Raw genomic sequence first — 25,191 nt, forward strand, 5'->3', positions numbered from 1 at the left:
CGTGCCTTTCGCTCGTCAAAAGAGTGTCGGAGTGTCCGTGCGAAGCAACGCGGATTCCACCGCGTCTGCGTCCCATCCATTGCGCAACGCATCCCGCAGAGCCTTCGATCGCGCCGCCCGTGCGGCGCGATCCGGGCCGTACCAATGCCAGCTCTGCCCCCGGCCGCCGCCGCGCCCCTTCGCGCTCATCCCTGCAAGATTCTGCGATTGCGTACCCGCAACCACATGCGGACGTCCGGCGATGCTCGTCGTGGCCCGGACACAGATCGGGTTGTCGCACACTTCGTGGATCGCGAACTCGGAATCGGTCAACGGCCGACCTAGTTCGAGCATCAACGCGTACCGATGCGGGCGCACGACTCGCTGCCGGCCATCGCGCATCAGCCAAAATCTTCCGTACCCGTCATCGGAGATGCTGCCGGTCCAAAAATGGCAATCCCGCTCGCCCGGTCCGCGCACGATGAACCGCTCGAATCGTTCCCGTTCCGGATCGCCGAGCGCCGGAAGCGTTAGGACGTCTGGCATCAGCACACGCCCCTAACGCTTGTGAGACTTGCCGACGAATCGGCCGCGGTTTCCTCCAACCGGGGACAGCGATATCCCTCATGTGGATGCCCGAGATTTCTGTTCCCGCTCCGCTCGATCTCAGGCAACGCACAATCGGTCGCTGACACCCAACCGGGGAAAACCGCGAAGGCCGGCATTGATTAGCTGGTCGCTTCTACGACGCCAGCGCGGCAGGATCGGTCGACGAAGTCGAAGCCGGTGCCGGTGCCGAATCTTCCTTCGACGGAGTCTTGTCAGCGGGAGCCTTTTCCGATTTCTGTTTCGGTTTGGTCGACCGCAGCAATTTGTTGACCTCAGTTGTCGTCAGGCCGGTCAGCTGCGCGATGCTCGCCACCGTTTCGCCGCGAGATTTGAGATCCGCAATCGCATCCGCACCAGCACGATCCGCGTCGGCGATCTTGGTGTCGGTTTCTTCGCGGATGCGTGCGATACGCATTCGCGCATCGTCTGCAATCTTCTCCCGCGACTCCTGCGCCTTGAAGAATCGGACGAGATCGTCCTCGACCTTCTTCAATCGCTCTTGCTCTTCCGCGAGACGGGCGGCATTCGCTGCGCGTGCCCGTTCCCTTGCGCTGATCGTGGATGTGTTTGAGGACGCCATGCCGCAAACCTTACCGCCGGCAGCGGCGATCGGCCATCAATTGTTCCCCGCCCACCTAACGGTTCCCGGCTCAAAAAACCGGGCCGACCAATGCAACTTCACTGAACCCTTTCACACATCACCATGTCAAACCATCTATCCACCCATGTCACCCACATTTTCCAACACTTCGCTTCCCTCAGCACAAGCAGTTCCTCCCTCACCAAATGCACTTCGTTTCACTCAGTCAAACCCCTAAATTCAGACACACCTCTTGCTGAATTTCAGACTTTGGGGGTGTGGTGCTCTTTCTGTGCCGCCGGAAGCGGCTAAGGTGGCCATGTGATGACCCTCCACGTGCTGCACGCGGGCGATGGCTACGAGTACCTGACAAGTCAGGTTGCCACCGCTGACCGCGAACGCGAGCACGGGCAGGAGTTGACCGACTACTACTCCGCACACGGCACCCCGCCCGGTACGTGGTTCGGTGGCGGACTCGAAGATCTCGCACGAATGGATGCCGACACCGAGATCGCGGACGAGCATCGGATCAGTGACGGCGCCACGGTGTCGGAACCGCAGATGAAGGCACTCTTCGGGGAGGGCATGCACCCCAACGCCGACCCTATGGTTGAGGCGTCAATCAAGAGTGGGATGGACCCGAAGAAGGCCGTCAAAGAGGCTCGACTCGGCCGCAAGTTCCCGGACTTCGCCAATGACATCCCCCTGCTGAAAGCCCACCGCGCAGCCCTGGAGCAGTTCGCGGTCGACAATGCCCGCCGGCCATCGAAAGCGGAGTCCGGTGCGTTGATGGAGAAGGTCGGAACCGCACTGTTCGAGGAGACGCACAAGCGTTCCGCACAGAACCCACAAGAGCTGTGGTCCTGGATTTCGGCGCAGAAGAACCGCGTCCGGCAACCCGTCGCAGGACAAGATCTGGTGTTCACACCACCCAAGAGCGTGTCGACGATGTGGGCTCTCGCCGACGACGATCTACGCCGCCAGATCGAACGAATCCACCACGAGACCGTCAAGGGCACACTCGGCTGGATCGAGAAGGAAGCGTGCTTCACCCGCACCGGTGCGACGAGCCAAGAGCACCAGGACACCACCGGCATGGTCGCCACCCTCTACGACCACTACGACTCCCGCGCGGGGGACCCGAACCTGCATACCCACGCCGTCGTGTCCATCAAGGTGTGCACCGAAAAGGACGGCAAGTGGCGAGCTCTCGACGGCGCCACCCTGCACCGCTACGCCGTCGCCGCCTCCCAGCGCTACAACGCGGCGATCATGTCGAAAATGCACACCGAGCTCGGTTTCGGACTGACCGAACGCAGCACCGGACGTGGCCGGCAGAACGTCGTCGAGATCGCCGAAGTGCCGCAGCAGCTATGTGAAATGTTCTCCTCACGGCGCACCCAGATCGAGACCCGACGTGATCAGCTCGTCGCCGAATACCGCCAAAAACACGACCGGATGCCCAGCGCGAAAGCGATGTACGCGCTCTACCAACAAGCCAACCTCGACACCCGCGCCGGGAAGCAGGAACCGCAAACCCTGCGCGAAATGCAGAACAACTGGATCACCCGATCCGCGCAGATCCTCGGCGACGACACAGCAGTAGGAACCCTCGCCGAGCAATGGCGCGGTGTGCAGCGCGAACACGCCGCCGGAGTGCGTGAACACCAGGCTATGCGCAAGGCCGGAACACCGGCCGAGGAAGCGAAACGCGTCGTCGAACACCTCGAGAACGGACGCGCAACGTGGGCCATCACCCACGTACACAGCGCCGTCGACGCCAACTTTGCGGCCGTCTCCTTCCCTGACGAAGCAGCCCGCGCAGCCGCAGTGAAGACCGTCACCGAACACGTACTGGGCGCGTCCGTGCACCTCCCGGCGGCGGAGCTACCCCCCGCGCCGGAGGCTCTCAGACGCCGTGACGGTGAGTTCATCCTCACCAACCACGGCACCGCATTACATACCTCCGCGAGCATCATCACCGCCGAACAGTTCATGCTCGACGCCACTCGAACACCGACCGCCTACATCGCGGCACAAGCCGGACTCGACAAGGTCGTCGAGAAGATCGCCCGCACCAGCGATCATCCACTCAACGCCGGACAGCGCGAACTAGCCGAGCATTTCGTCGGCTCCGGAACACTGCTCGCCGTCGGTGTCGGCCCGGCCGGCACCGGCAAGACGACGTCGATGAAAGCGGTCACCGACACTTGGCGCGCAACCGGACACGAGGTCATTGCGCTCGCACCATCCGCCGTCGCGGCCGAAACCTTGGGCGAAGAAATCGACGTCACTGCCCACACCCTCGCGACCCTGACGTACCCGTGGCGCGGCCTCGAAGGCCACGAACCACGCAGCCTCCCCGAGCACATCGAGATCCCCGCCGGGGCGATGCTGCTCGTCGACGAAGCATCCCTGGCATCGACCAAAGACCTCGCCGCCATCACCGAAATCGCCGCCGCCAAGGGCGCCGTGGTCCGTCTACTCGGTGACCCGAACCAACTCGACGCCGTCGAAACCGGTGGAGCGCTGCGACTGCTCGCCGAAGAGACCAACGCGCCCGAACTCACGGTCGTCGTGCGCTTCGGCAAAGACACCGAACAAGCCGAGAACTCCCTCGCCCTGCGGCACGGTGAAGAGAGCAGCTTGGAGCTGTTCTACGCCCGCGGATGGGTCCACGAGGGCACCGCCGCCGAGATGAAAGACGCCGCCGCCACCGCCTACCTCGCCGACATCGGGGCCGGGAAAACCTCGATCGTCATGCTCTCCACCCGAGACGACGTCCGCGAAGTGAACCTCGCGATCCAAGCGCACTACCGCGTCGCCGGCACCGCCAAATCCGGCAACACAGTGACCCTGTCCGACGAACTCGACGCCGGAGTCGGTGACATCGTTCTGACCCGCAAGAACAAGCGCCGTCTGCGCACCAAGGGCGGCAAACGGCGCAACATGTTCGTCCGCAACGGCGACTTGTGGACCGTCACCGCCGTCAACGAGAACGGTTCACTGAACCTGCGCAGCAAAACCCACGAGGGCACGATCACCCTGCCTGCCCGGTACGTGAAGCGGAACACCGAACTCGGCTACGCCGCCACCGTGCACCGCAGCCAAGGCATCACCGTCGACACCTCCCACACCGCCGTCGGGCACACCACCAACCGGCCCGGCCTCTACGTCGCGACCACCCGCGGCCGCACCGAGAACCACCTGTACGTTCCCGTCGAACCCGGCGTCACCCAAGACACCGAGGGCATGCACCTGGGGTCCATCAACAACCCGGCCTCACGTGAAGTACTCGAAAAGATCCTCGCCAACGACAACGGCCACAAAGCCGCCATCACCGAGATCCGTGAGGCGCTCGAGCATGCTCGCAGTCCCGAACGACTCCGCGAGGCGTACCACGCCGCACACAGCAGGTTGCGCGATCGCTGGCTCGACGACGTCCTCGACCGGGCGCTGCCCGCAGCACTGCTCGCGACGATCGCCGCCGAAAACCCCGGCAGCCTCGCCGAACTGCGCACCACACTCGGACAGGCGCACGACCGCGGTGACAGCGCCCGGCGCATCCTCAACGACGCACTCGCAACAGGTGAACTCCACACCGCCCGCGATGTCGCCCGTGTCCTGAACTCCCGCATCGTCGAAGCCACTCAGGCCGCAGCAGAAGCGGCGGCCGAGCGTTCCGACACAGCGCTCCCCCCGCTGCCACCGCGCACCACCAGCACCGACAAAGAACTCGACGACTACGCCCGCATCGTCGCCGATCGCTACGCCACCGCCCGACCGGAACATGAGCGCACCGACGGCATCGGCGCGACCATCCGCCGGTACGACGAGACGCGGGCGCAACTCGACACCACCCGCATCCACCGACCCGTGCGGGAAGCGTTCGAACCCGAGATCGCCGAACGGATCCTCGCCGAAGCCGGTGTGCAGCGACTGGGCCGCCACCTGCGCAAAGCAGCGCTCACCGGGATCGCACCCGAGGCAGTTCTGTCCTGGCACGCACAGCAACTCGAAGCGCGCGGCGAAGACGTCACCGCAGCGAACCTGATCAAAGACATGGCACCAGCCATCACCGCAGCAACCGAGAAGACGAACACCCGCTGGGCAGCCGACCACGACGAGATCCTGCGCGAGCACTTCCCTCTCGCGGTCGCCGCCGCCGAACGCACCGAAGACCCGAGGTGGAACGCAGCAGTAGGACGTATCCGCGAACTCGTCACCCACGCCGGTTTCGACGTCGACGAACTGTGCCGCACGATCGAGACCGCCGCGCACTCCACCGCACACGTCACCGGCATCACCGACGCACTCGACACCATCGCGCCGGCCGCATCAGAGCCCGCCGACCCCGCAGCACCGCACTGGGTGCCCTCCCCCGACCTCGACGCCCACCTCGTCGACCCCACCCTCGCCGAGCAGCTGGAGACCACCTACACCGACATCGCTGCCGAACACACCGCGAACACCCGTCGCATCGGTACCGACGATGCTCGCGGCAACCACCCCGAACTGCGCTTCACCGAGCACCTCGAAGCGCGTCCCGAAGACCCGGAGCTGGCAGCGCAGTGGGATCGCACCGCCGCCGAGATCCAGGCATACCGCGACCGCCACAACATCACCGACACCACCTCAGTGGCCGGCGACCGACCCGAAAACAAAGCCGACATCGCACCCTTCAACACCGTTCACCGCGACATCGACACCCTGCACGACCGCATGCAAGAACATCGCGAAGAACAGCGCCGCGCCGAGCGCCAGCAGGCGACGCTCGAGCACCAGCACACCATCGCCCAACATGTGGAACACGAACAAAAACGCCGCGGACCGCGCCTGTGACAGCCGACGGGCTGGCGTTTCGTCAGACGACAGAGGGGGCGGGCGATCTCAGCGTGATCGCCACCATCCCGCGATCCGATCGCGCCATCTAGGTGCAGCGATCGCAGGGGCAGGACTGAGCGGGGGAACCACCGGTTGTGGTTGCTGGACTTGTGTCGAGGTGGGCCGGCCGCTTGCGATGATCCGGCGATCAGCCGCGCCAGGAGGTCGACGCACCTGAACCCCGACGTCGGTGAGGATGCTCAGATCGAGAGTCCATTCCCCAACGGAGCGGGCTCGCCACTCATCGAATGCGGCAGCAACATGGCGCCGCGCCTGCGGACGGGTCATTCCGGTGACCGCAATCAGATGCTGCAAAGCTTGCTCTTCATTGCCTTTGATCTGCGCGAATCCGAAATGCGTCACCTGGTGACAGGGCGTACAGAGACAGATGAGCCGGCCCAGACGTTGCACTTTGGTCGGCCAGTCGTACTGCCATCTCTCGTGCACTTCGAGCCACCGCTGCGACGCTCTGTCTTCCGGGAAACCGCAGATCTCGCACTGCATCCCGGCGCGCCGCGTGACCATTCGGCGCAGTCTTTCCCAATCCTTCGGTTCGACGCAGTACCGGACATTGGTGAACCAACACGTATCAGGGACGAGGTCGACGAACAGACCATGACCGAGAGACCGGTCTTCACCCGGCAGGACCTCCGGAATGTCAGGGATCGCGACCCATCGCGACAGACCTGCCATCTCAACTCGGGGCGCATACCATCGCTTGGCTGACGGATCCCACTTCGCGCCCCCGGCCTTCGCCAGATCCTTCTCTACGTACGGAACATCCAGCCATATTCGACCCATCGTCGCTGCTCCCCTCAGCCTGCTCGACGAGCTAGACCCTACCGATCGCACAGTGCCTGTCGCGCTCGACGAGGCGTGCACGTGAGTGCGAAACGCCGAACTCAGTCCGTGACCTTGAAGTAGCGGACTTCCCGGAGCGGTTCGCGGACTCCCTCGCTCCAGTAGTAAAGATCGACCAGCGTCGAGTCCTCAGTGTTGACGCGATCGATGCCGACTTCATTCACGAGACCGAAGCCGTACTCCACGAATTCTGATTCATCCCGCTTCCGGGCAAACAGTTTCATTCGACGAGTATCGCCAACCCCGCCGACAGGATCGACGGCGTGTCGGAAAACTCATTGCCGTGACACACAAAGTGAGTCACACTGTGAAACATGGATGTGAAACGGCTACCTGTAACACTCGACAGCGACGATCAAGCGGAAATCGCCGTGTTCGCCGACCCTGACCGCCTCGAAGCAGGAATCCTGCGGGAATGGGCGCAGCAGCAGCACATCACCATCCGCGACAACTCCGAGTCCGGGATCGCGCGCGCCCTTCTCCGTGTGGGTGCAGAAGCACTCCGCGAGAAGGCTCTCGAAGCCGGCTATGCCGAACTCGCCAAGGATCAAGAAGAAGGCCTAACGGAACAACGAGCGCGGCGGCGAAGCTACGCCGAGCGCGTCGACCGGGCCTACGGCGAATGACGGCCGCGCTCCGCGGGCAGATCTACTGGTTCGACATGGGACACGGCGAGAAGCCGTGGGTGGTGGTCTCCAACAACGTCCGTAACCGCAACCTGAACACGGTCCTCGCCGCACGCGTGACCACCACACCGAAGCCCGGCGTTCCGACGGCCGTCCCTCTCGGAGCCGCAGATCCACTTGTCGGTTCGATCCTGGCGGACGACCTCATCCAGCTCTTCGACGACGAGCTCGCCGCGAGCAGGCCGGCGGGAGCGCTCTCCCCCGCAACAGTGGTCAAACTGAACAAAGCACTCGCGATCGCACTCGGGCTGCCCTGACGAACTCGCTGTACGACTGTGGCCCTCGACCGGAAAGGTCGAGGGCCACAGTCATGGCAAGCGGCGGGAACTGTCACAGGTCGGTAAATCGCGATACCGAGAGCCACCGGAGCGTGAGGCCGAAACCCAGCCAGAGCACGACGAACGCGCCGACCGCCCACTGGCCTGGTGTCTCCTGAGAAATCAGCGATGCTGCGACGAACAGGGCGAGAAAAATCAATCCGGACCGGATGAACATTCCACTCATCCGTGCGAGTGACCGGATCAAAGGGAAATCCATCCGTCCGAGGGGGTCGTGCTCCTGCATGGCAGTCCACCAATCCGAATCGAGTTGTGTTGCAAAGCATCCTATGAAAAAAGGGGTGTGTCCGCCACAGCACGGCGCGCAGGTCCCAGGCGGGACAACCCACGATCGCCGCAGCCGTGGCGGACACGAGAAGCATCAACTACCCCGGTCCCGTATCTCGAACGGTGGGCGAGACCGCCCGAAGGGCCTGGGGCTGTTGAGGCTTCGGCTTGTGAGGGCTATTCGACGGGTCGATATGTTTCGGTGTCGTCGTCGAATTCCCACCGGTCGCCGTCGATCTCGACGGCCGTGAAATCGTCAGAAGGATCTTCGGCGGTCGCGCGGCCGCCGTCGATCATCTCGAGAACCTGATCCATCGTCAGCGCAGTCACCTTCCCGGCTGCGCTATCGACCAACCCGAGGACCTGATCGATCAGCGGTGCGTCCGCGGCTTCGGGTCGAGGGTCGGTGTCGGCGGCGACGAATTCCGCGAAATCCGTTCCGATCTTGGGGTCGTTCGGCTGGTAGCCGCACTCTCCGCCACGGCATTCCTCGTTGAAGCCCATCTTGGGCAGCCGAGAGATCATTGGCCACAGCACATGGTTGTGCCAGGCTGCCATACCGCCGTGATACGGGTTCTTCTTCAGCTGCTGGTACACCTCACGGTGCGCCCACATCGCCGCCGTCAGCTCTTCGACCATCGGATCATGTTTGTACCAACACGATCGGATCTGCTGCCCACCGACGTTGTACCGCCGGCGCAGCCACTCGACCCACTGCCCGAGCTCGAGCCACAGCTCCGCAGCAGCCTCGCGATCCAGGTGGCGCCAATCAGCGGGGCCAGGTTGGTATACCGGAATACTCATCACACACCTCCTTGATGGAGCATGCGCACCGAAGCTGCGCACGGTTCGCACGAATCACGGTGCCGCACATCCCGTAATCCGTCGGACAGAGTGAAGATACCGTCGTTGTACGTTACTTCCGGATCCCGAACGAGGGCGCCGGCCGGGGAGACGACGATGATCGGCCGCTCGTACACCCCGCTGGCGCCGACGCCAATCCACAACGCAGAATCCCCGGGCGCCCAGTGGTCCGCGCACTCCCACGGCGAGGCCGCAGATTCGGAGCTCATAGTTCGGCCTTCGCGCAGAACGCGTCGAACGCCGACTGATTCGCCCGCACCCGCTTCGAGAGATCCGGAACATCCCACACCGACGGCAGCCGCACCTTCATCGGCCTGGCGTTGCGGTAGATCATCAACGCTTGATCTTCCGGCATTTCACGAATTTCGTTGAGTGCCATCATCGGAACGCTGCGCGGTGCCGAACGCGGGTCCAGGCTGATGTATTCGTCGCGGCTACCCATCAACCGTGAGAGCGCCGACAATTCGCCTTCGTCACCTAGGCCTGGCAAGTAGATCCGTGCCGGGGAATCGCTCGACAACCGTTGCCCGTCGATGCGGCCCCAACGCTTCTCGTTCTGCAAGGCGCTGTGCACGAACGCCCAGATCTGGATTCCGCGGCCGCCCGAGTCCGTAATCAGATCCGGCATATGCGGAATCGCCGCGACATTGTTCATTTCGTCGAGGACCATCCGCAACGGCGGATCAATCTTGTCGTCCTCGTTGCCCAGCCCGTGTGTCTTCGCGATGTGATAGAGCTCGGCCGAGAGCACAGTGGTGAACGCGGCCGCCGAAGCGCTGTGTCCTTCCGAGACCAGATACACAGTGTTCTTGCCCTCGGTCATCAGCGCATGCAGATCCGCGGACTCGCTACGGGGGACGTTGATCGCGCTCATCAACTTCGGGGACGCCAACGGTTCGAGCAACCGCGCGCACGCGCTGACCACGTCATCGGAGGAATCGGACTGTGAGTCCAAGGCTTGCTCGAGTTCGGCGTGCCAGTCCGGAAGGTCCTGCTCGAGAACATCGCGGACCAGTTGGACGTTGCGCGAGGACGCCCAGATCCGCAGGTCGATCATGTTCTTGTTCTTGACGGCCGCGGAGTAGAGGTAGCCGCGCATGAGCATCGCGGCCTTGCCGTTCCAATAGCCGGAATTGCTGGTGTCGTCCATCGGCATGGCCTGGACCAGTGCTTCTGCACGCCGCTTGGCGACTTCCGGATCCTCGCACCCGTCGAGGATCGACCACCGCATCGGATTGGGGATCGCGGTCAGCCCCTCCGGGTCGAAGACCTCGACGTGCCCGACTTCCCGGCGCTGCGCCCACGTGGAGCGCAACAGATCGCCGCGGGTCGAGGTAGCGACGACCGGGCCGACGGCGTCGGTGACACCTTTCCAGCAGACACGCCACGTCTTACCCGCACCAGTCGGTCCGGTGCAGGTAAGCCCGTCGCGGTACTGGAGGAATACGCCCTCCCCTTTGTGGTCGTACAGCTCCGCGACTCGGGTGGTCTCGACAGCGGCATCGATGCGGCGCACCGGGACGTCTTTGAGTGAGAGGCGGGTCGCTTTCGCCTTCCGGACGGCCGCCTTTTCGCTGATACCGGTTCGGGCGAGTTCGGTGCGGTCAGCGAATCCGGACTCTCGCACCCGCCGAGCGGCGGCGCGTTTCATCTGCTGCCCGGAAACGAACAGCCCCATCCACAGGCACAACGCTGCAACGATCGCGATGGAAACCCACGTCAGTACCGGTCCGCCCGGCCGAGAACCTTCCGGCCACGCGAGTGCGGGGTCGCCCGGATTCCGGAACAGCCCTTCGAACACGTCGAGAACTCCGTACACACCGGTGGGGAGAGCGCCGCCATGACCGGACACGACACCCGAGATGTATCCGCCGGCAACGACGCTGACGACGGCCGAAGCAACGAGACTCACAAGGGGAAGCACGCCAGGCGGCACCATCGGTTGCGTAGGACGCTGAGTTGTACTCACGACTTGTCTCCTTCGATCGGGTCGGGCATCACAAGCTCGGGCCGCGAGAGTGTGGTGCGGGTGGATGCCATGCCGGATGGCCGGCCACGCGGTGACAGGGTCGTCCTACGGCCGCTGGACCTGCGCCGCATTATCAGAACCCACATCATGAGCGCGCAGGCCGCTACCGACCCGACGACCAGAATGGTGAAGGCGACGAGCGGCGGCATAGGAAGCGTCGCCAGGCGATCCGGAGCGTCTGTCGGGATCATGCTGCCTCTCCCTTGATCACTTCGTCGGTGTTGGTGAGTTCGATTTCCAGATCGGAACGGACGTGCTGCATGAGAATCGGATCGGCGCTGCCGTACTTGACCAGGCAATGTCCTTTCGCCAGGGACATGATGATTTCCGTCGACCCGGCCGGCAGGTGGTACATGCGAGCTGTTTCCTCCGCATCCTCGACACGGTCCTGCCCGTACAAGAAGACGATTCCGGCTTCTTTCATCAGCGCCCGCGCGGGAGAGTCGACGGGGAGGTCCGAGATGTGGTGGAACGCCGAAACGGTCGAAAGTCCGAGGCCGCGAGAGAGTTTCATGTTCTCCCGGAACACCTTTCCGGTCGAGCCGTCGGCGACGTGCCAGCCTTCCTCGATCAGCAGCAGCGTTTGCATGTGCTTGGCGGAGCGGGTTGCGAGAACGTTCGCGAGCCAGGTGTTGATCACGGTCATGATCACTCGCAACGCCGGTCCCTTGTTCGGGAGGGCCGAGACGTCGAAGTGCACGAACGAATGATCGAGTGCCTCGCGGACCTCCGGGGAGGTAGCGCCGTCGACGAGGCCCTTGAGGTCTCCTTCGCACAGTTCTTGCAGTGCGAGACCAGGATTGAGGCCCCAGCGGCGCGAGTCCTCGGCGTGCAGTGAGCCGAAGATGTTGCCGCTGCCGGGGCTCGCTTCGAGCAGTTCAGCGGCGAGTTCGCGCAAGGTCGGTTCGCGGTTCTCCGCATCGGCTCGTTCGTTGACGGATTTGAGTGCTTGGCGCACAGCTGCTTTTTCCGTCTCGACGAGGGAACGACCCATCGTGTCTTCGATGACGGCACCGACCAGTGCTTCCTGGCCGGCCGGGGAAACGCCGTCCGTACGTTGGGTTCCGCTCGCGATAGCCGGGTCGAGCAGATTGATCCGGACACCGTCACCGCCGGCGAGGAATCGGATCGACCGGGCGCCCATCGCCTGCGCGATACCGGAATACTCGCCGCCCTTGTTGCCCTGACGCTTTTTGTCGATGACGACGCACTGCCGGTTGTTCGCCAGGGCGAGTTGACGGATGCAGAACGCGGTTTTGATCAGCGAAGACTTCGCTTTGCCGATGTCACCGACGATAGCGACGTTGATGTTCTCGATTTCCGAGCCGTAGAGCGCGAACGGATCGGTGATCACCATCGACTGGTTGATCTTGTTCAGCCCGGTCATGAGTCCTTCGTGACGCACCGAGCGGCGCATCGTGGCCAGGTTCAGCGCTTCACCTTGCCGGGTGGTGGTCCACGCACCTTCCGCTCGCACCTCGTACCAGCCCCACCGGTCCAACCAGCGGTTGCGTTTGGGGGCAGGCCGGCGGGTGGTGATCCGGTCGGAGGAGTGGACCGCCTGGGCGACTGCGGATTCCTCCGCGCTCTCGACCTGGACGTTCTTCTTCCCGAGGCTGGGTGCGAGGGTCCATCGGTTGGACTTCTTGTGGCCGCGACGGTGCGCCGTGGTCTGTTCTGTCTTCGTCATCGCCGGTTCAGCCCCTTGTCTTGATTCGAGTCCATTTGGTGGCCGCCAGTCCGCGGCCGAGCGGCAACGTCAAGAACGCGGCCACGTCGTGGCGGTTGTCCTGCCACACGATTTCTCCGATGCCGCAGTTGTCGGCGGCCTGCTCCACGCGTGTCCCGGCGCGTAGTGCGTCGTCTTCGTTTCGGCCGGTGACCGAGACGGCCATCGAATAGATCAGGCCGTGGTGGCCGCTACCAGGCAGAAGATCCTGTCGGCGGCGAGCTGATTCGGTGATCGCCACGTCGGAGGCGCCGTCGGTGGTCTTTCCCTTGCGGCTCTCCTCGATGCGCTTGGCCTCGTCGCGGGTGACGTCCTTCTTCGCGGCTTCGCGGGATTGGGAGGCTTCCACGAAATCCATGCGCACCATCACCGTGCGGATGGTCGGGGCGGCGGCGATCTCGTCGTCTCCGACGTCGGGCTCGACTCCGGTCAGGAACGGACCAAGCCACAACGGGCCGAGTTCACGCGGTTCGATCGCACGCGGGGGAATCACCCCGGCCCGTGTGTGCCACGCTCCCGCAACCTCGACCGACTCGTCGCGGCCGATGTAGGAGGGCCAGCAGTTGTTCCACCGCACACCCTTGTGCGCGTCGAGGGGGAAGGTGGGGTCTTGGAATGCGCGGATCACCGCGCAGGCTCGCTGTTCGCCGTAGACCTCCACCCGGCCCATACCGGCGCGTTCGAGGGAATGCTGCGCCTTCTCCGTTTCGTCGCGAATGACCTGAGCGATACCGCCGACCAGGGCGGCATCCTTGCGGCGCGCGATGCGCGCAGCTTCGGCGAGGAACGTCGGCGACTTCGGAATGATCAGTACGCAGTACGAGCGGTGTTCCTCGACATACGGGGCGTTGCGGTCGAGGAGCTGACCGTAGGAACGGATCGCTTCGTCTATGCGCCGCACGGATTCACCGGCGGCCGAGATCATGCGCATCATCCAGTTCTCGTGCGGCGCCATATCGGCCGGGACACTGCGGTGCAGCAGCGCCACACCCCGAACGAACGAGGACCGCTTCGCGAAACCGGCAAGGATACGACCGAACGCAGCTGAGGTCACCGCCCACTCCGCATCACCGCGTAGACCTTCGGCCAAACCTTGCATCGCCACGATCACGGAGTAGTAGTTGTTGTCGCCCGGTGTGGTGTGCTCGAGGATGAACATGTCGTCGAGCCCGGTACCGGCCAGATCCACCGGCTTCGTCTGGTAGAGCGGGACAGGGAACTCCCACCCCGGATCGTGGTCGGGATCGCCGAAGTTTTCGTCCCTGGCGCTGACGTACACGTGCTCACCGCGCTTACGACGCTGACGGTTTCGAATCTGCTTGGCTTTGCTTGCCGCATAGGACTCACGCTGCCCGAATTCGAACGTCGCACCGATGACGGCCAAGATCAGCGCCAAGTCGAACCCGAGAACCCAGATGTTCTGCCCGATAACGAAGATCAGGACCAGCGCCAGGATGAGTGTCGCGCTCCACGCGATCAAGACCGGTTCGGCGAAAGGCAGGTTTCCTTTGCGGGCGATCTGACGCCCCAGGATCGACGTGCGTTGTTCACTCATCAGTGTTCTCCGTCCGCGTGTTCGGGAGCGTTCTGGGCCGAGGCCCCGGCCTTGTTCATCGCTGCACCGGCAGCAGCCACCGCGAAGGGCGCCGCCACTGTCGCTGCACCTGCCGCTGCGCCGGCGGTTGTCTTCGCCGCGCTCATCAATTTCGATTCGGCGCTTCCCGCTTTGGCTCCGCCCTTGCCGGAGTCTTTGCCACCGATCCCGACGGAACCGGACGAGGTTTGCCCTCCGTGGCCCGATCGACTGGACGCGTGATCGGACGATGCCGACGATGCGTCCGGGGAGGAATTGTGACCGCCGAGGTGATCGGACGGTCCGGTGCCGCGTCCGGGAGAGGTGGCGACATCGGCATTGCGGGACGCAGCTCCCCCGTCGCCGCCGCCGCCCGAGCCGCCTCCGGCTTGCTGCTGGTACATGCTCGCCGACGAGCCGATCATCTCGCCCGAGGCTGAGCCCGAGCTACCGAAGTCGGCGGAATCCGCAGCGGTCGGCAGGATCGGTGACCACTTGAGCAACGCGAACGGTGCCAGACCGATCATCACGAAGCACACGGCGATCAGGGCGAGTTGGCCCAGTGATTCCAATTTGCCGTCGTCGGCGACCGATCCTTTCGCCGAGACGTTGATGACAACGAACACCGCGGCCAGCAGAACGAACAACATGGGCTTGGACAGCACGACACCGAGAAACATCATCACCGGCCGAAGCGCCTTCTTTCGCCAGGTGGGGTGCACCCACATGCCGAATGCGATACCGCTGACCACTGCGAGAACGGGAAGCGCGGCCGCATGCATCAAGAAGCCGAAGAAGACCGAGAGCACACCGATAACCATCAACCCGAATCCGATGATGCCGGCCACGGCTCCACCGACCAGGGTTTCGTCGTTGAGAGCGCCCAGGGAGGTCGATACGTTGTTGATCACCTCGTCGGTGGTGGTGCCGATCGCGCCTACCAACGCGACCGAGATCTCGTGGGCGAGACTGATAACGAATTGGGCGATAGAGGGAGCGAAGAGCATCAGCATGATCCCGGCGGGCAAGTATCCGAAGAAGTCCTTGGCGAGTTCTTCGCCCGGGCGGCTTCCGTCGGCTGACTTGTAGAGCGCGAAGATCGTGGCGATAGCCAACACCAGGAGCCCCAACCCCGTCGACATCGCGTACACCGTCAAGAACTGCGGCTCCAACGGATCGAATTCGCCGATTCCTGCCAAACCGGGCAGGACCGAATCGGTCATCGACATCGCCGAACTCTTGAACTTGTTCGCCCAGGAATCGATCACGTCCGACGGGTCTTTGACGAACGCGACCAGATCACCGAGCGGGCCGGCAACGGTATCCCACGCGAAGGTGAAACTGTCGACGAAGATCTTGCCGCCCATATAGGCAGGTGTCGCCCTCATCATCCCTCCGAGGGTCTCTCCGAGGCGGTCACTGAAGCTGGTGTTCTGATCGATCCAGTTCATGGTGCCGCCGAACATTTTCCCGACCCTGGTGTTCCATTCCGCACACGCGAACATGTCTTCCCCAGGTGTTGCGCGCTCGCAGTTGACGAACATCGCATGCATGCACAGGACGCCGGGAACACCGTTGCCGGCGCACGGAGCAGTCCAGGCAGCGTCGGGGACCATGTCGGCGTTCGGCTGCTTCTTCATCGCCGCGAGCGAGGCCGCGTCCGGCGTCGGGCTCCACTCGAAACCCCAGGTGCTCGTCGTCTTCGTCGTCCACCGGGCCAGATCCTGCGCACACGTCGGAGACGGTGGGTACATGTCCGCAGCCTCATCGAGGGGATACGTGTTCGGATAGACACCCTTGAGGATCGACTCGTCCGTGATGCTCAAGGCGGCCTTCTGGTTCGCCTCCACACCCATGTCGACTCCGGACATCTGAGTACCGGCACCGCCGGCGGCGACCAGAGCGTCGATCAGAGCCGGATTCTTCGACATCATCACCTGCGGTGCCCACATGGCTATCCGCTCGGATTCTTTTGCCGTCCAGTACATCAACCGGTTCTCGTTGTGCATGACCTGCGTCGAGTACTGGCCCATATCGCCGCCTGTGTCCTTGCAGACGCCGGTGAACCACGAGGCGGATTTGAATTCCTCTGTGCCGGCGACGAACTTCTTCAGATCATCGGGAAATCCTTTGGGGAGTTCCTTGCCCGACTGAGTGGCATTCTGCACGCCAGGAGCCGGGTCGGTGTTGGGGACAGCAACTGGTTCCGCTGCCGCCGGCAACGCCAGTCCGAGCATCGCGAACAATGCCACGACCGCGGTCAGAATGATTTTGCGCCACATCAGTCAGGCCCCCTTCTAGTTGACGTAGAACGTGTAGAAGCCGTTCGCACCGGGCTTCGAAAGCGCCGAGTCAGCCGCCGGGAACTGAGCATCATCTGCGGACGGGCCGCTGACGAACTTCCAGTCCTGGGCTTTCCAGTCGCCGTTCTCCCACTTCACCGTGACGGTGCTCGTCGAGTAGACGGTGAGGATGCCGACCTTGTCGCTGCCCTCACTGACCGGACTTTGACCGACGCCCATGCCCCACACCGACACCGTGGCCGAGTCCTGGGTGAAGTCCGTGACGGTGACGATCAGCGGCACGTTGTTGACGGTCTTCCCCAGATCAGTTCGGCCACTGGAGATGTCGACAACGGCATTCAAGGCGTCCGTGGCGTTCGACGAGACAGCGACTTCCCGCAGCTTCGCAGCGTCGATCCGGCCCTGGTACGTCTGACCATTCGCCTGAATGAAGTTCACCGCCGCGGTCTGCGCTCCCGCCTGATCGCGGGTGTATCCGGCCGGGACACCGTCGATGGTCGTCGTCGGACCGTGGGCTGCACGAATTGCATCGGCTCCGCTCCCCTTGTCGTCATCACTACCACCGGAGGTGAGGAGCGCGATCACCAACGCGAGGAATACCACTGCGACGACACCAGTGGCGATAACGCGCTTGCGGTCAGAGAAGAACCCGGATCCGCCACCTGTGGATCCAGTCGCCGCGACCGGACGGTTGCCCGTACCTACCTGAGAAAAATCTTTGACCATGAGTTCTCTTCTTTCTCGTGAAAAATTCTGATCTGGAACGGAATTCGTCTCAGCCTTGAGTGACGAACATGATGGCGCCGATGATGACGGTCAGAAGTGTCAGGCCGCCGAATGCGGTGGCTGCGGTCTTGACCTCAGCTGCGTTGTCGGTCATCTCCGAGGCGTAGCCGCCGTTCTTCGCTGCTCGCATCTTGTACAGCGCGAAGATCAGTTTCACGCCGACACCGCCCATTGCGAGTGCCCAGATGGTGCCGAGCACGCGGACCCAGACGTTCTGGAACGCAGGTCCGAGGAACTCGAGGGTAGGGGTGACCCCTTCGAATGGGTTCTTCGACTTCGGCGCGTCCTGAGCTGCGGCAGGCGCGGCGGTCATGATTGCCAGGGCGATGGTGCCGGAGGTGATGGCTGCCGCTCGACGCAGCCGGCCGCCGCGGGTGGACGGGCTCACCGGTATGTTCTGTTCGTTCATCGTGTTCCCTTTCGATGTGGTGTTCGGCTGTGGTGCAGTGTTTTTCAATCCAGGCGCCCGCGATTTCGCGGGTGGGGTGGAGTTACCGGGCGAGGACGGAGGGGGCGGGGGTTCGGCCGGGGTTCCGGCTCGTACTCCGCGTATCGGTCTTCGTACTGCGCGACCGGTTCGGGTCGGGCTGTACGTCGAATAACTTCCGGAGGACGTTGGATCTGCTCGGGGGTGTACGGGTCGGCGTACTCGGCAGCGCGGCCGTACACGCTGGCAGCGAGAGCATCCGCGATTTCGGCGGCGACATTGGTGTAAGCCTCGATCGTGGACGGAAGGAGCCGGTCGTAGACGATGCGCTCTCCAGTCGCGAACGACGGCTCGTAGGGAACCCGGATGACGTTCTCTTCCGGAAGGCCCAGTCGAGCCAGTCCCTCGACGAGTTCAGGTTCGAGGGTGGGATCGGAGCCGGGTGTCACGACAGTCAGCACGATCGCGGAGGACACCAGATGGCCGAAGCCGCGGGCGATGATCCCCTTGAACATCCGCAACGCCATCTTGGTCATGTCGAGGCGCAGTGGCAGGGGAACGACCAACAGGTTCGAGTGCTGCACGGCCCATTGCCAATTCGCGGCCACGGGTTCGTTGCCGGTGTCGATGAAGATCAGGTCCCGATGACGGCGGAGTACAGCCATGATCGCCGCGCACTCGTCCCAGCCGATGCCATGATCGCGTGAGGTCGAAGTGTCGGCTCCGAGGACTTCGTCGTGCGTGGGTTGAAGTCGCAGGAACCTGCCGAGCGCACCTGACACGGCTCCCGCCGAGGTGAGATCGCGGGCGTTCTCGAGAACATCCCAGGGGCCGACGTCGGGATCGGTGGGATTCGCCGCGCGGTCTCCGAGGGTCCCGGTGGACTGGTTGGCATCCCACGCGACAACGCCGTGGCGGTGCGAACCGAAGGTGTTGGCCAGGGTCAGGGTCGTCGAAGTCTTTCCGGCATCACCTTTGAGGCTGATCACCGAGACGACCATGCAACCGGGTAGCGGCTGCTGAACTCGGGTGACGGATTGGCGGAACCGCACCTCCGCCGAGTCAGGCTTCGGCGCCATCTTCATGCCGACCGCCGCGTTGACACGTCCGCGCCAGCCCCATGTTGCGGGGCTGTCGTCGACTTCGCTGGTCTCCCGCTCGAACCGGTAGTCGAATTCGGGTTCGTCGTTCTCTGCCAGTGCGTCCTGCCCGACCGCATACGGGTCGTCGTATCCTGCCGACTCGTCGACCAACTCGGTATCGCCGGATTCGGTGGCTGACTCGATCTGAGGGGCTGGTTCAGGAGTCTCGATCGGGGCGGTCTCGGCTTCGGGCCGAGACTGCCGGCGTAGACGCTGGCCGCGCAGGTCAACGGCCTTTTCGGTGGTGTACGTGTCCTGGTGCTCGTCGTAGGGGTCAGGAGCGCTCACGGGAGTTCCTTTCGGGGAGGGGGTGGTTCCGGGGACGTTCTTCTCGCTGGTCATAGCTTTTTGAGGTCGTCGACGGCCCACAGACCGCCGCGACTGACGACCAGAACGGCGACGATGACGGTGTCGACGCCGACGATGGAGCCATCGGACGCAATCGCGGTCTGTTCGACCTGATACATCCGGTGCACCGCAGTCGCGGTGTCCACGGCGCCCTGGTTCGGTACAGAGCTGACCGTCGGCCAGACCTGCGCGTCCTTCGCGGCCCATTCGAGCCACTGACCGCCGGGGCTTCCGGTCGGGGTGGTTCCGGTGACGTCGCCGAGGAAGCGTTCGGTGAGCAGGTCGCCGGTGCGGGCGGCCGCGTCGTTGGGTCCGCGATCGTCAGCGGTGTTCCAGGTGAACCAGGTGGTGACCACGGCGTCGGCAACGGCAGCCGGATCGCTGCGGTCCACGATGGCGACCTGTTCGGGCGCGTGTTCCGGAACGGTGGCCGCAGGCCGCGTGGACTCGGCCGCCGAGGTTTCGTTCGGGGACCATTGCTGCGCCCGTGCACCCGTCGTCGTGGTGGACGGGCCGGTTGCGGTGCCTTCCGTGCCCGAGGAGCACCCGGCCAGGGCAATAGCGACGGCAGATGCAGCGGCGAGCGCGGCGAGGTGGCGTTTCACGACTCGTCCTCGATGAACAGATCCGACAACCGAATCGCCTGCCACGCCTGGTAACCAGGCTCTTCGCACCAGTCCACGGCCCGGTTGTTGTCGGTGATGTCGAGGTCGAGTGCAACACCGTGCTTGGCTGCCATACCGGCGAGGGAGTTCCCGTCGATCTCCGGATTGGAGATGTGCAGGAGCAACCGCACCGCGGGAACGTTCGCGTCCTCCCGTGCTTTGCCGGCGAGGAATACCGCCTTACCGGCTGCCGAGTCGTCTGCCGAGCGCTGGTTGCCTTCCTTGAAGACCGTGTCGTTCTTGTGGAACGTCCCGTACCAGGCCGCGTCGTCGACCGGTCCGAGTACAGCGAAGCTACCCCGCTCGTCACCTGCGGCGAACAGTTCCACCAACGGTGCGGTGGCGGCGGCTTCGGCGATCTCCTTCTTGCGTTTGGTCGCTTCCGCGTCGCGGAGTACGTCGTAGTCGAGATCGAGTTGTTTGACCAACTCGCGCTTGACCTTCGGCCACATGCTGCGCGAGAGCAGTTTGTTCTTCTTCGCCCACGCGCGGATCTCTGAGGAGTCGCTGGTGCGCAACTCGTCAGCGGCGGTACGTACTGCGTCTGCGGCCTGTTCCCATTCGGTGGCTGCGGATACCGTCATTTCTGGGATCTACCTTTCTTCGGGTGAAACTTCATTCCGGGGTGGTCATCGGGTTGCGATGTTCTGGTCTGGGTTGTTCTGTCAGGCAAAGCGTTTCGCTGCCAATCCCGAGGACGGCGGGGTCCAGTCGGAGATTTTGACGACATCGCCCGATTGCGGAGCTTCGACGACCTTGCCGCCGCCCATCCAGATGAAGATGTGGCCGCTGTGGGGTTGGATGATGTCGCCGGGTCGCAGGTCGGCAGGGTTGGTGATCGAGGTTCCGCGAGAGTCGCCTATCTGCATCTGGTCCTGGTGAGGGAGAACCGTTCGGCCGCCTGTCGCTTGCGCGACTGCGTATTTCACCAATCCTGAGCAGTCGAACCCGACCTTGTTGAAGTCGCCGAAACTGTCTGCCACTCCCCCGTCACGGACGCCGCGCGTCGGTCCGTTCTCGTCGCCGCCGCCCCAGGCATACGGGGTGCCGAGCCACCGCAGAGCGGCATCGACGACGACCGAACCCGTCGAGGGGCCGCCTGGAATCGGCCCCGCCGGTGCGGACGTGTCGGTGAATTCCTCGATCGCGAACTTCTGAATGTTGGTGACGTAGCCGCGTGTTTCCTCGTTCTGGCAGACCTGGCCCTGTGACAAGGTGTTTCCGGGGCCGCAGTTGTACATGGACAATGTCAGCGGGATCAGCTCACCTTGCAGGCGGCCGTCAGCCATCGCCTTTTTCGTCAGCTCGAGCATCTTGCAGTCGTAGGACGCCATCGACATCGCAGCGTCGGCCGGTGAGCGCATGTCGAGCTTTCCGTCCCCGTCCCCGTCCACGCCTTCCTGTGCAGCAGTTGAGGGAAGGAACTGTGCCGGGCCGTCCGCGCCGGAGTCGTTGTTGTGCGCGTTGACGTTGAAGCCGCTTTCCTGCTTGAACTGCCCTGCCAGCAGCGGAGCGGTGATCTCGGGGCAGGTACCGGCGGCTTTGAGGATCCACGGTTCGAACTCCGCAGGCACGCTGCCCGGCTTGAGTCCCCCGCCGCCCAGGCTCGGTCCACCGCACCCGGCGCCCGCCGGAAGCGGAGTGATCGCAGCAGCGTTCACGATCGCGGGAGACGGAACCCCGGTGCCCGGTGCAGGTGCGGGCGAGGGCGAGGGTGCAGGTCCAGACGGCTCGGCAGCACCGGCGAGCCACGGTGCGGGATCGGTCGGCGTTCCGGCGCCGTCGGGAAGTCGGCCACCCTCCCAGACCTCGAAATGCAGGTGCGGACCGGAGGATTCGCCTTCATTCCCAACGGCTGCGATTTCCTGACCAGCGGTGACCTGATCACCGGTCTTGACCTTGATCGTCGAGGCCGCCATGTGCCCGTAGACGGTGGAAATCCGCTGCCCATTGACGTCGGTGTCGATGATGACCCAGCTCCCGAACCCCCTCGCCGGGCCGGCTGCCGCGACGACACCGGAGGTAGCGGCATAGATCGGAGTACCGAGCGGGCCAGCGAAGTCGGTACCGCGGTGCATGGAACCACCGCGAGGACCGAACCCCGACGTCAGTTGGTAGGTACCGGCCTTGAGCGGCTGCGTCTTGGTTCCCGGAGCTGGTGCCACGGATCCGGTAGTTGCGGTTGTGGGCAGGCAATCGTTGGAAGGTTTGGGGTTGTTGTCGGTACCGAACATGACGAAACCGAGCATCAGGACCAATGCGACGATGACGCCGCCAGTGGCCTTGAGGCCGGTCTTCGTCGAGCTGGGTGAATCACCCATCGTCATGTCCTTGTCGTTGTGTCGTGCCGCGCCCGCCTGGGCAACGTGTGGGGACCTATCGAGGCCGAGAGGGCCGTGAGTATGAGTGGCAGGTGAACGTCAAAAGCTCTCGCCCAAGAGCGTTTTCGGCTCACCCGCCGTCAGGCGCTAGCCGCCAATCGCTTGTCGGTAGATGTCGACCATCGCGTCCAGAGCGGTTCGCTTTCCGTCGATCAACCACTGCCCGTAGGACTCGTGAACGCGGGAACCGAGGAAACTCGCGGCGGTGAATCCGGCGTCGACGACAGAGGTCAGTGCTTGCGCATCCTGGGAGGTCACCGTCGCCAGGACCGAGTTACCGAGACCGACGAAGTCGGAGTTCTGCGCCTGCGCACCCATCAACGTGGTCATCGAATCGGCCGGTTCGTGGAGCTGATCGGCGGTCATCTTCTGCCCCGGTGTCAGGACGCCGAGCGCGACGTTCGCCAGGTCCACACCGATCGGGAGGAGCTGACCGAGGGCCAGGACGTTCCCGGTTTCGGCGACTTGCCACGCGACTTCCTGGAGCTGCCCGACGTCGCGGGCGAGGCGGATGATGTCGACGTTGCCCAGCAGGTTCGCCACCAGCGCCGCCGAGGCGGCTGTGCCGGACGGATCGGGGATCAGTGCCAAGATCCGTGACACCGATTTCAGATCGACCCCGGCGGCCATCTTCACCAAAGGTGAGAGTTGGTTGTTCAGCTCCCCCGCGACCCGGTGCGCTTCTTTGACGTTGCCGGCCAACAGATGGCCGGGAAGTATTTGCAGGTTGGACGCGACGGCGTTGTAGTCCACCGAGGTCACACCCGAGACGACGCCGAGGATCTGGTTGATGATCGTCACCGGTTGGATCGCGGAGAGGATCGAGGTGGCGGTGGTGAGTTGATCGGTCGGTGTATCCGCCAGCGGTGCCACACCGTTCGACAAGCTCTGTGCGGGACCGGTCAGGCCCGCGTAGGTGCCGCCGGTACCGGTGCCACCACCCGAGAGGATGCTGTTCGCCAACGTCACCACCTGGTCAGCGGCACCCAGAACCTGCGGAACGTCGACCTTGTCGAGCGCGCCCAAGACCGAGTTCGTGGCGGCCTCAGGAGAATCAGCCGGAGCGTTGCGCAACCCGTCGCGAGCGGCCGGGTTCGCCGCCATCCACGCCTGTGTCTGTTGGACCGGCTTGAAGGTTCCGGCCAGCAGTTGCGCTTGCTGACGAACTGCGGCGACATCGACCGCCGCCGACGTCGAGGTGGGAGCGCCCGCGCTTTGCAGCTTGTCCACCGAGGTCGCCAACGCGGACGCAGCCCCCGGAGCAGCCGCGAGATCCGCGTAGCCGTAGTTCGAGGTCACCGCGCCCAAGAACTCCGACGCGTTCGCGGTTCCGGTGCCTGCCGAGGTATTCGCGGGTTCGGCGGCCGCCGGAGTCGATGCCGGCTTCGAGGCGGTGTCGGTCGGGGTGAGTGCGGTCTGACCAGTGACAGACGGAGTCGTTGTTGCCGAGACAGCAGTCGCGGTGGTCGGTGCGACTGTTCCGGGTGGGTTGGCAAGCACTCGTCCCAACGACGCCAGGAACGAATCCTTGCCGGTGTTGGTGTTGCAGTACTTGTCTTCCGGGTGGCAGATGTCGAAGACCCGACCCGACAAGGCGCCGTAGCCTTCCGCTGCCGGACCGGCGATGCCCTGCCCGTCGAGCTTGGGGCCGACGACCTGCGAACCAGCGGTACCGAGCTTCGGATTGGCGAGCATGACCGCAGCGAGAACCGAAGCAGCGGGAACGGGGCCGCTGCCTGCCCCGATGTTGACGGCGACGTCGTTGGCGACCTGCGCGCCCTGTGAATAGCCGCCGATGACGAACTTCGAGTTCGGGCACTGCTCCATCGCGGTCGCCATCGCCTGATCACCGGCGGTCTTCGATGCCGAGTAGGTCATGCCGGACTGCAAAAACGCTTCGGCCGGGTACGACGGATAGATGGCACGGAAGGTGTTAGGCCCGTACATCGTTTCGAGCTTCTCCCCCACCTGACCCAACATTCCGGCAGGCTTCGACGGATCGGCGTCGGCGCGGGTCTCGGTCGTTCCGGGAGCGAAGACACCGATATACCTGGTGCAGCCCGCCGCAGTGGACGGTGCGGCGTTGGCGAGGAGCGGTGCGGCCGCGAGGCCCGCGACCAGTGTCGAAATGATGGCGAACGCCGACGCGAAGCGGGCGGTGGAAGAGATGTTCATCAGTTTCCCTCTGCATCAGTGATGGACGTGATGAAATGCCGACCGTCGATCTCGGCGGTGGTGATGCGCTGAAAGAGCGAAGCGCCTTTACCTGAGGGGCGGGACTCGGTCAGCTCCATCGCGTACGTCCCGGCCGAAACGCCGGTCACCGTCATGCAATAGGTCGTTCCTTCCGGCGTCGCATTGATCGCCGATTGCATATCTGCTGCGAAGGGAGCTGCGCCGGGGGTGAGTAGCGCGATCGCTGCATCGGCAGAGCGCAGCGTGTAATACGCGTGCTCGAACGCTGCGATCACACCCTCGCCGCTGTTCTGATCACCGGCAGATACGGGACATCCGGCAGGTTCTGGAGACGGTGTAGTCGACGGTGTTGCAGCAGAATTGACGATCTCGCTGATGTTCGACGGCTCGTCGTCGGTGACCCGGCCGATGACCGACGCAGCGCCAACGACGACACCGACCAACAGCACCAGCACCGCGATCGCCAGTGCCGTCACGGCCGCGACCTGACGGCGAGGTGTCCGAGCATGCGGCATACGAGGGCGACTTGGGAGGCGGGCTGGGC

Annotated in this window: 23 protein-coding genes; 3 read left to right on the forward strand and 20 right to left on the reverse strand. The window is 64.0% G+C overall.

What is annotated here, in order from left to right:
• Positions 1–15 precede the first annotated feature (15 nt).
• Positions 16–525 (reverse strand): hypothetical protein, encoded by a 510-nt coding sequence (locus M0639_RS30650; protein WP_064074521.1) that lies wholly within the window; start codon positions 523–525, stop codon positions 16–18.
• A gap of 196 nt (positions 526–721) precedes the next feature.
• Positions 722–1,168, reverse strand: a complete 447-nt coding sequence (locus M0639_RS30655; RefSeq protein WP_054801727.1) for a hypothetical protein — start codon at positions 1,166–1,168, stop codon at positions 722–724.
• A 324-nt stretch (positions 1,169–1,492) separates the two neighbouring features.
• On the opposite strand from M0639_RS30655, the gene mobF reads away from it, so the two are divergent.
• Positions 1,493–6,010, forward strand: coding sequence for a MobF family relaxase (gene mobF, locus M0639_RS30660; RefSeq protein WP_064074512.1), 4,518 nt, complete (start codon positions 1,493–1,495; stop codon positions 6,008–6,010).
• Between the two features lie 48 nt (positions 6,011–6,058).
• On the opposite strand, the gene M0639_RS30665 is transcribed toward mobF, so the two are convergent.
• The gene (locus tag M0639_RS30665) at positions 6,059–6,853 is read right to left on the reverse strand and encodes a DUF5710 domain-containing protein (RefSeq protein WP_064074511.1); all 795 of its coding nucleotides are present in this window, start codon (positions 6,851–6,853) and stop codon (positions 6,059–6,061) included.
• A gap of 101 nt (positions 6,854–6,954) precedes the next feature.
• On the reverse strand, positions 6,955–7,137 hold the full coding sequence (locus M0639_RS30670) for a hypothetical protein (RefSeq protein WP_054801734.1): 183 nt from the start codon (positions 7,135–7,137) through the stop codon (positions 6,955–6,957).
• Positions 7,138–7,227: 90 nt separating this feature from the next.
• Between M0639_RS30670 and M0639_RS30675 the strand changes: the two genes are divergently transcribed.
• Positions 7,228–7,539: a hypothetical protein gene (locus tag M0639_RS30675; RefSeq protein ID WP_064074510.1), complete on the forward strand. Its 312-nt coding sequence runs from the start codon at positions 7,228–7,230 to the stop codon at positions 7,537–7,539.
• Complete coding sequence (locus M0639_RS30680; protein ID WP_064074509.1) at positions 7,536–7,856, forward strand: type II toxin-antitoxin system PemK/MazF family toxin; 321 nt, start codon at positions 7,536–7,538, stop codon at positions 7,854–7,856. Before M0639_RS30675 ends, M0639_RS30680 begins: the two co-directional genes overlap by 4 nt.
• Positions 7,857–7,929: 73 nt before the next feature.
• On the opposite strand, the gene M0639_RS30685 is transcribed toward M0639_RS30680, so the two are convergent.
• From M0639_RS30685 to M0639_RS30760, 16 genes are all read right to left on the reverse strand, one after another.
• Positions 7,930–8,163 (reverse strand): hypothetical protein, encoded by a 234-nt coding sequence (locus M0639_RS30685; RefSeq protein ID WP_064074508.1) that lies wholly within the window; start codon positions 8,161–8,163, stop codon positions 7,930–7,932.
• 218 nt (positions 8,164–8,381) lie between these two features.
• Entirely contained in the window at positions 8,382–9,008 is a 627-nt protein-coding gene (locus tag M0639_RS30690) for a hypothetical protein (protein ID WP_064074507.1), read from the reverse strand.
• A complete protein-coding gene (locus tag M0639_RS30695; RefSeq protein ID WP_064074506.1) occupies positions 9,008–9,277 on the reverse strand; it encodes a hypothetical protein in 270 nt (89 codons plus the stop codon). Before M0639_RS30695 ends, M0639_RS30690 begins: the two co-directional genes overlap by 1 nt.
• The gene (locus M0639_RS30700) at positions 9,274–11,037 is read right to left on the reverse strand and encodes a type IV secretory system conjugative DNA transfer family protein (RefSeq protein WP_156525040.1); all 1,764 of its coding nucleotides are present in this window, start codon (positions 11,035–11,037) and stop codon (positions 9,274–9,276) included. Before M0639_RS30700 ends, M0639_RS30695 begins: the two co-directional genes overlap by 4 nt.
• Positions 11,034–11,288: a hypothetical protein gene (locus M0639_RS30705; RefSeq protein WP_064074505.1), complete on the reverse strand. Its 255-nt coding sequence runs from the start codon at positions 11,286–11,288 to the stop codon at positions 11,034–11,036. The genes M0639_RS30700 and M0639_RS30705 overlap by 4 nt, the downstream gene beginning before the upstream one ends.
• Positions 11,285–12,787: a hypothetical protein gene (locus tag M0639_RS30710; protein ID WP_064074504.1), complete on the reverse strand. Its 1,503-nt coding sequence runs from the start codon at positions 12,785–12,787 to the stop codon at positions 11,285–11,287. The genes M0639_RS30705 and M0639_RS30710 overlap by 4 nt, the downstream gene beginning before the upstream one ends.
• Positions 12,788–12,794: 7 nt before the next feature.
• On the reverse strand, positions 12,795–14,381 hold the full coding sequence (locus tag M0639_RS30715; protein ID WP_064074503.1) for a hypothetical protein: 1,587 nt from the start codon (positions 14,379–14,381) through the stop codon (positions 12,795–12,797).
• On the reverse strand, positions 14,381–16,681 hold the full coding sequence (locus M0639_RS30720) for a hypothetical protein (RefSeq protein WP_064074502.1): 2,301 nt from the start codon (positions 16,679–16,681) through the stop codon (positions 14,381–14,383). The genes M0639_RS30715 and M0639_RS30720 overlap by 1 nt, the downstream gene beginning before the upstream one ends.
• A gap of 15 nt (positions 16,682–16,696) precedes the next feature.
• Positions 16,697–17,428, reverse strand: coding sequence for a DUF8175 domain-containg protein (locus tag M0639_RS30725; RefSeq protein WP_064074501.1), 732 nt, complete (start codon positions 17,426–17,428; stop codon positions 16,697–16,699).
• A 49-nt stretch (positions 17,429–17,477) separates the two neighbouring features.
• Positions 17,478–17,897: a hypothetical protein gene (locus tag M0639_RS30730; protein WP_082893192.1), complete on the reverse strand. Its 420-nt coding sequence runs from the start codon at positions 17,895–17,897 to the stop codon at positions 17,478–17,480.
• A gap of 44 nt (positions 17,898–17,941) precedes the next feature.
• Positions 17,942–19,345 (reverse strand): MinD/ParA family ATP-binding protein, encoded by a 1,404-nt coding sequence (locus M0639_RS30735; protein ID WP_156525039.1) that lies wholly within the window; start codon positions 19,343–19,345, stop codon positions 17,942–17,944.
• 50 nt (positions 19,346–19,395) lie between these two features.
• Positions 19,396–20,010, reverse strand: a complete 615-nt coding sequence (locus M0639_RS30740; protein WP_064074499.1) for a hypothetical protein — start codon at positions 20,008–20,010, stop codon at positions 19,396–19,398.
• Positions 20,007–20,654: a hypothetical protein gene (locus M0639_RS30745; protein ID WP_050655181.1), complete on the reverse strand. Its 648-nt coding sequence runs from the start codon at positions 20,652–20,654 to the stop codon at positions 20,007–20,009. Before M0639_RS30745 ends, M0639_RS30740 begins: the two co-directional genes overlap by 4 nt.
• Before the next feature lie 81 nt (positions 20,655–20,735).
• Positions 20,736–22,391, reverse strand: a complete 1,656-nt coding sequence (locus tag M0639_RS30750; RefSeq protein WP_064074518.1) for a peptidoglycan DD-metalloendopeptidase family protein — start codon at positions 22,389–22,391, stop codon at positions 20,736–20,738.
• 147 nt (positions 22,392–22,538) lie between these two features.
• Positions 22,539–24,626 (reverse strand): cutinase family protein, encoded by a 2,088-nt coding sequence (locus M0639_RS30755; protein ID WP_082893191.1) that lies wholly within the window; start codon positions 24,624–24,626, stop codon positions 22,539–22,541.
• A complete protein-coding gene (locus M0639_RS30760) occupies positions 24,626–25,123 on the reverse strand; it encodes a DUF8176 domain-containing protein (protein WP_050655183.1) in 498 nt (165 codons plus the stop codon). Before M0639_RS30760 ends, M0639_RS30755 begins: the two co-directional genes overlap by 1 nt.
• Positions 25,124–25,191: the final 68 nt, after the last annotated feature.

It is taken from the genome of Rhodococcus qingshengii JCM 15477 (assembly GCF_023221595.1).
GTDB lineage: Bacteria > Actinomycetota > Actinomycetes > Mycobacteriales > Mycobacteriaceae > Rhodococcus_F > Rhodococcus_F qingshengii.

Bases quoted from the DNA above. Each gene is read 5' to 3' on its own strand.
- mobF (WP_064074512.1), top strand. From the start codon at position 1,493: ATGACCCTCCACGTGCTGCACGCGGGCGATGGCTACGAGTACCTGACA.
- M0639_RS30675 (WP_064074510.1), top strand. From the start codon at position 7,228: ATGGATGTGAAACGGCTACCTGTAACACTCGACAGCGACGATCAAGCG.
- M0639_RS30725 (WP_064074501.1), bottom strand. From the start codon at position 17,428: ATGGTCAAAGATTTTTCTCAGGTAGGTACGGGCAACCGTCCGGTCGCG.
- M0639_RS30715 (WP_064074503.1), bottom strand. From the start codon at position 14,381: ATGAGTGAACAACGCACGTCGATCCTGGGGCGTCAGATCGCCCGCAAA.
- M0639_RS30690 (WP_064074507.1), bottom strand. From the start codon at position 9,008: ATGAGTATTCCGGTATACCAACCTGGCCCCGCTGATTGGCGCCACCTG.
- M0639_RS30755 (WP_082893191.1), bottom strand. From the start codon at position 24,626: ATGAACATCTCTTCCACCGCCCGCTTCGCGTCGGCGTTCGCCATCATT.
- M0639_RS30705 (WP_064074505.1), bottom strand. From the start codon at position 11,288: ATGATCCCGACAGACGCTCCGGATCGCCTGGCGACGCTTCCTATGCCG.
- M0639_RS30720 (WP_064074502.1), bottom strand. From the start codon at position 16,681: ATGTGGCGCAAAATCATTCTGACCGCGGTCGTGGCATTGTTCGCGATG.
- M0639_RS30680 (WP_064074509.1), top strand. From the start codon at position 7,536: ATGACGGCCGCGCTCCGCGGGCAGATCTACTGGTTCGACATGGGACAC.
- M0639_RS30750 (WP_064074518.1), bottom strand. From the start codon at position 22,391: ATGGGTGATTCACCCAGCTCGACGAAGACCGGCCTCAAGGCCACTGGC.
- M0639_RS30650 (WP_064074521.1), bottom strand. From the start codon at position 525: ATGCCAGACGTCCTAACGCTTCCGGCGCTCGGCGATCCGGAACGGGAA.
- M0639_RS30710 (WP_064074504.1), bottom strand. From the start codon at position 12,787: ATGACGAAGACAGAACAGACCACGGCGCACCGTCGCGGCCACAAGAAG.
- M0639_RS30695 (WP_064074506.1), bottom strand. From the start codon at position 9,277: ATGAGCTCCGAATCTGCGGCCTCGCCGTGGGAGTGCGCGGACCACTGG.
- M0639_RS30745 (WP_050655181.1), bottom strand. From the start codon at position 20,654: ATGACGGTATCCGCAGCCACCGAATGGGAACAGGCCGCAGACGCAGTA.
- M0639_RS30670 (WP_054801734.1), bottom strand. From the start codon at position 7,137: ATGAAACTGTTTGCCCGGAAGCGGGATGAATCAGAATTCGTGGAGTAC.
- M0639_RS30730 (WP_082893192.1), bottom strand. From the start codon at position 17,897: ATGAACGAACAGAACATACCGGTGAGCCCGTCCACCCGCGGCGGCCGG.
- M0639_RS30665 (WP_064074511.1), bottom strand. From the start codon at position 6,853: ATGGGTCGAATATGGCTGGATGTTCCGTACGTAGAGAAGGATCTGGCG.
- M0639_RS30685 (WP_064074508.1), bottom strand. From the start codon at position 8,163: ATGCAGGAGCACGACCCCCTCGGACGGATGGATTTCCCTTTGATCCGG.
- M0639_RS30655 (WP_054801727.1), bottom strand. From the start codon at position 1,168: ATGGCGTCCTCAAACACATCCACGATCAGCGCAAGGGAACGGGCACGC.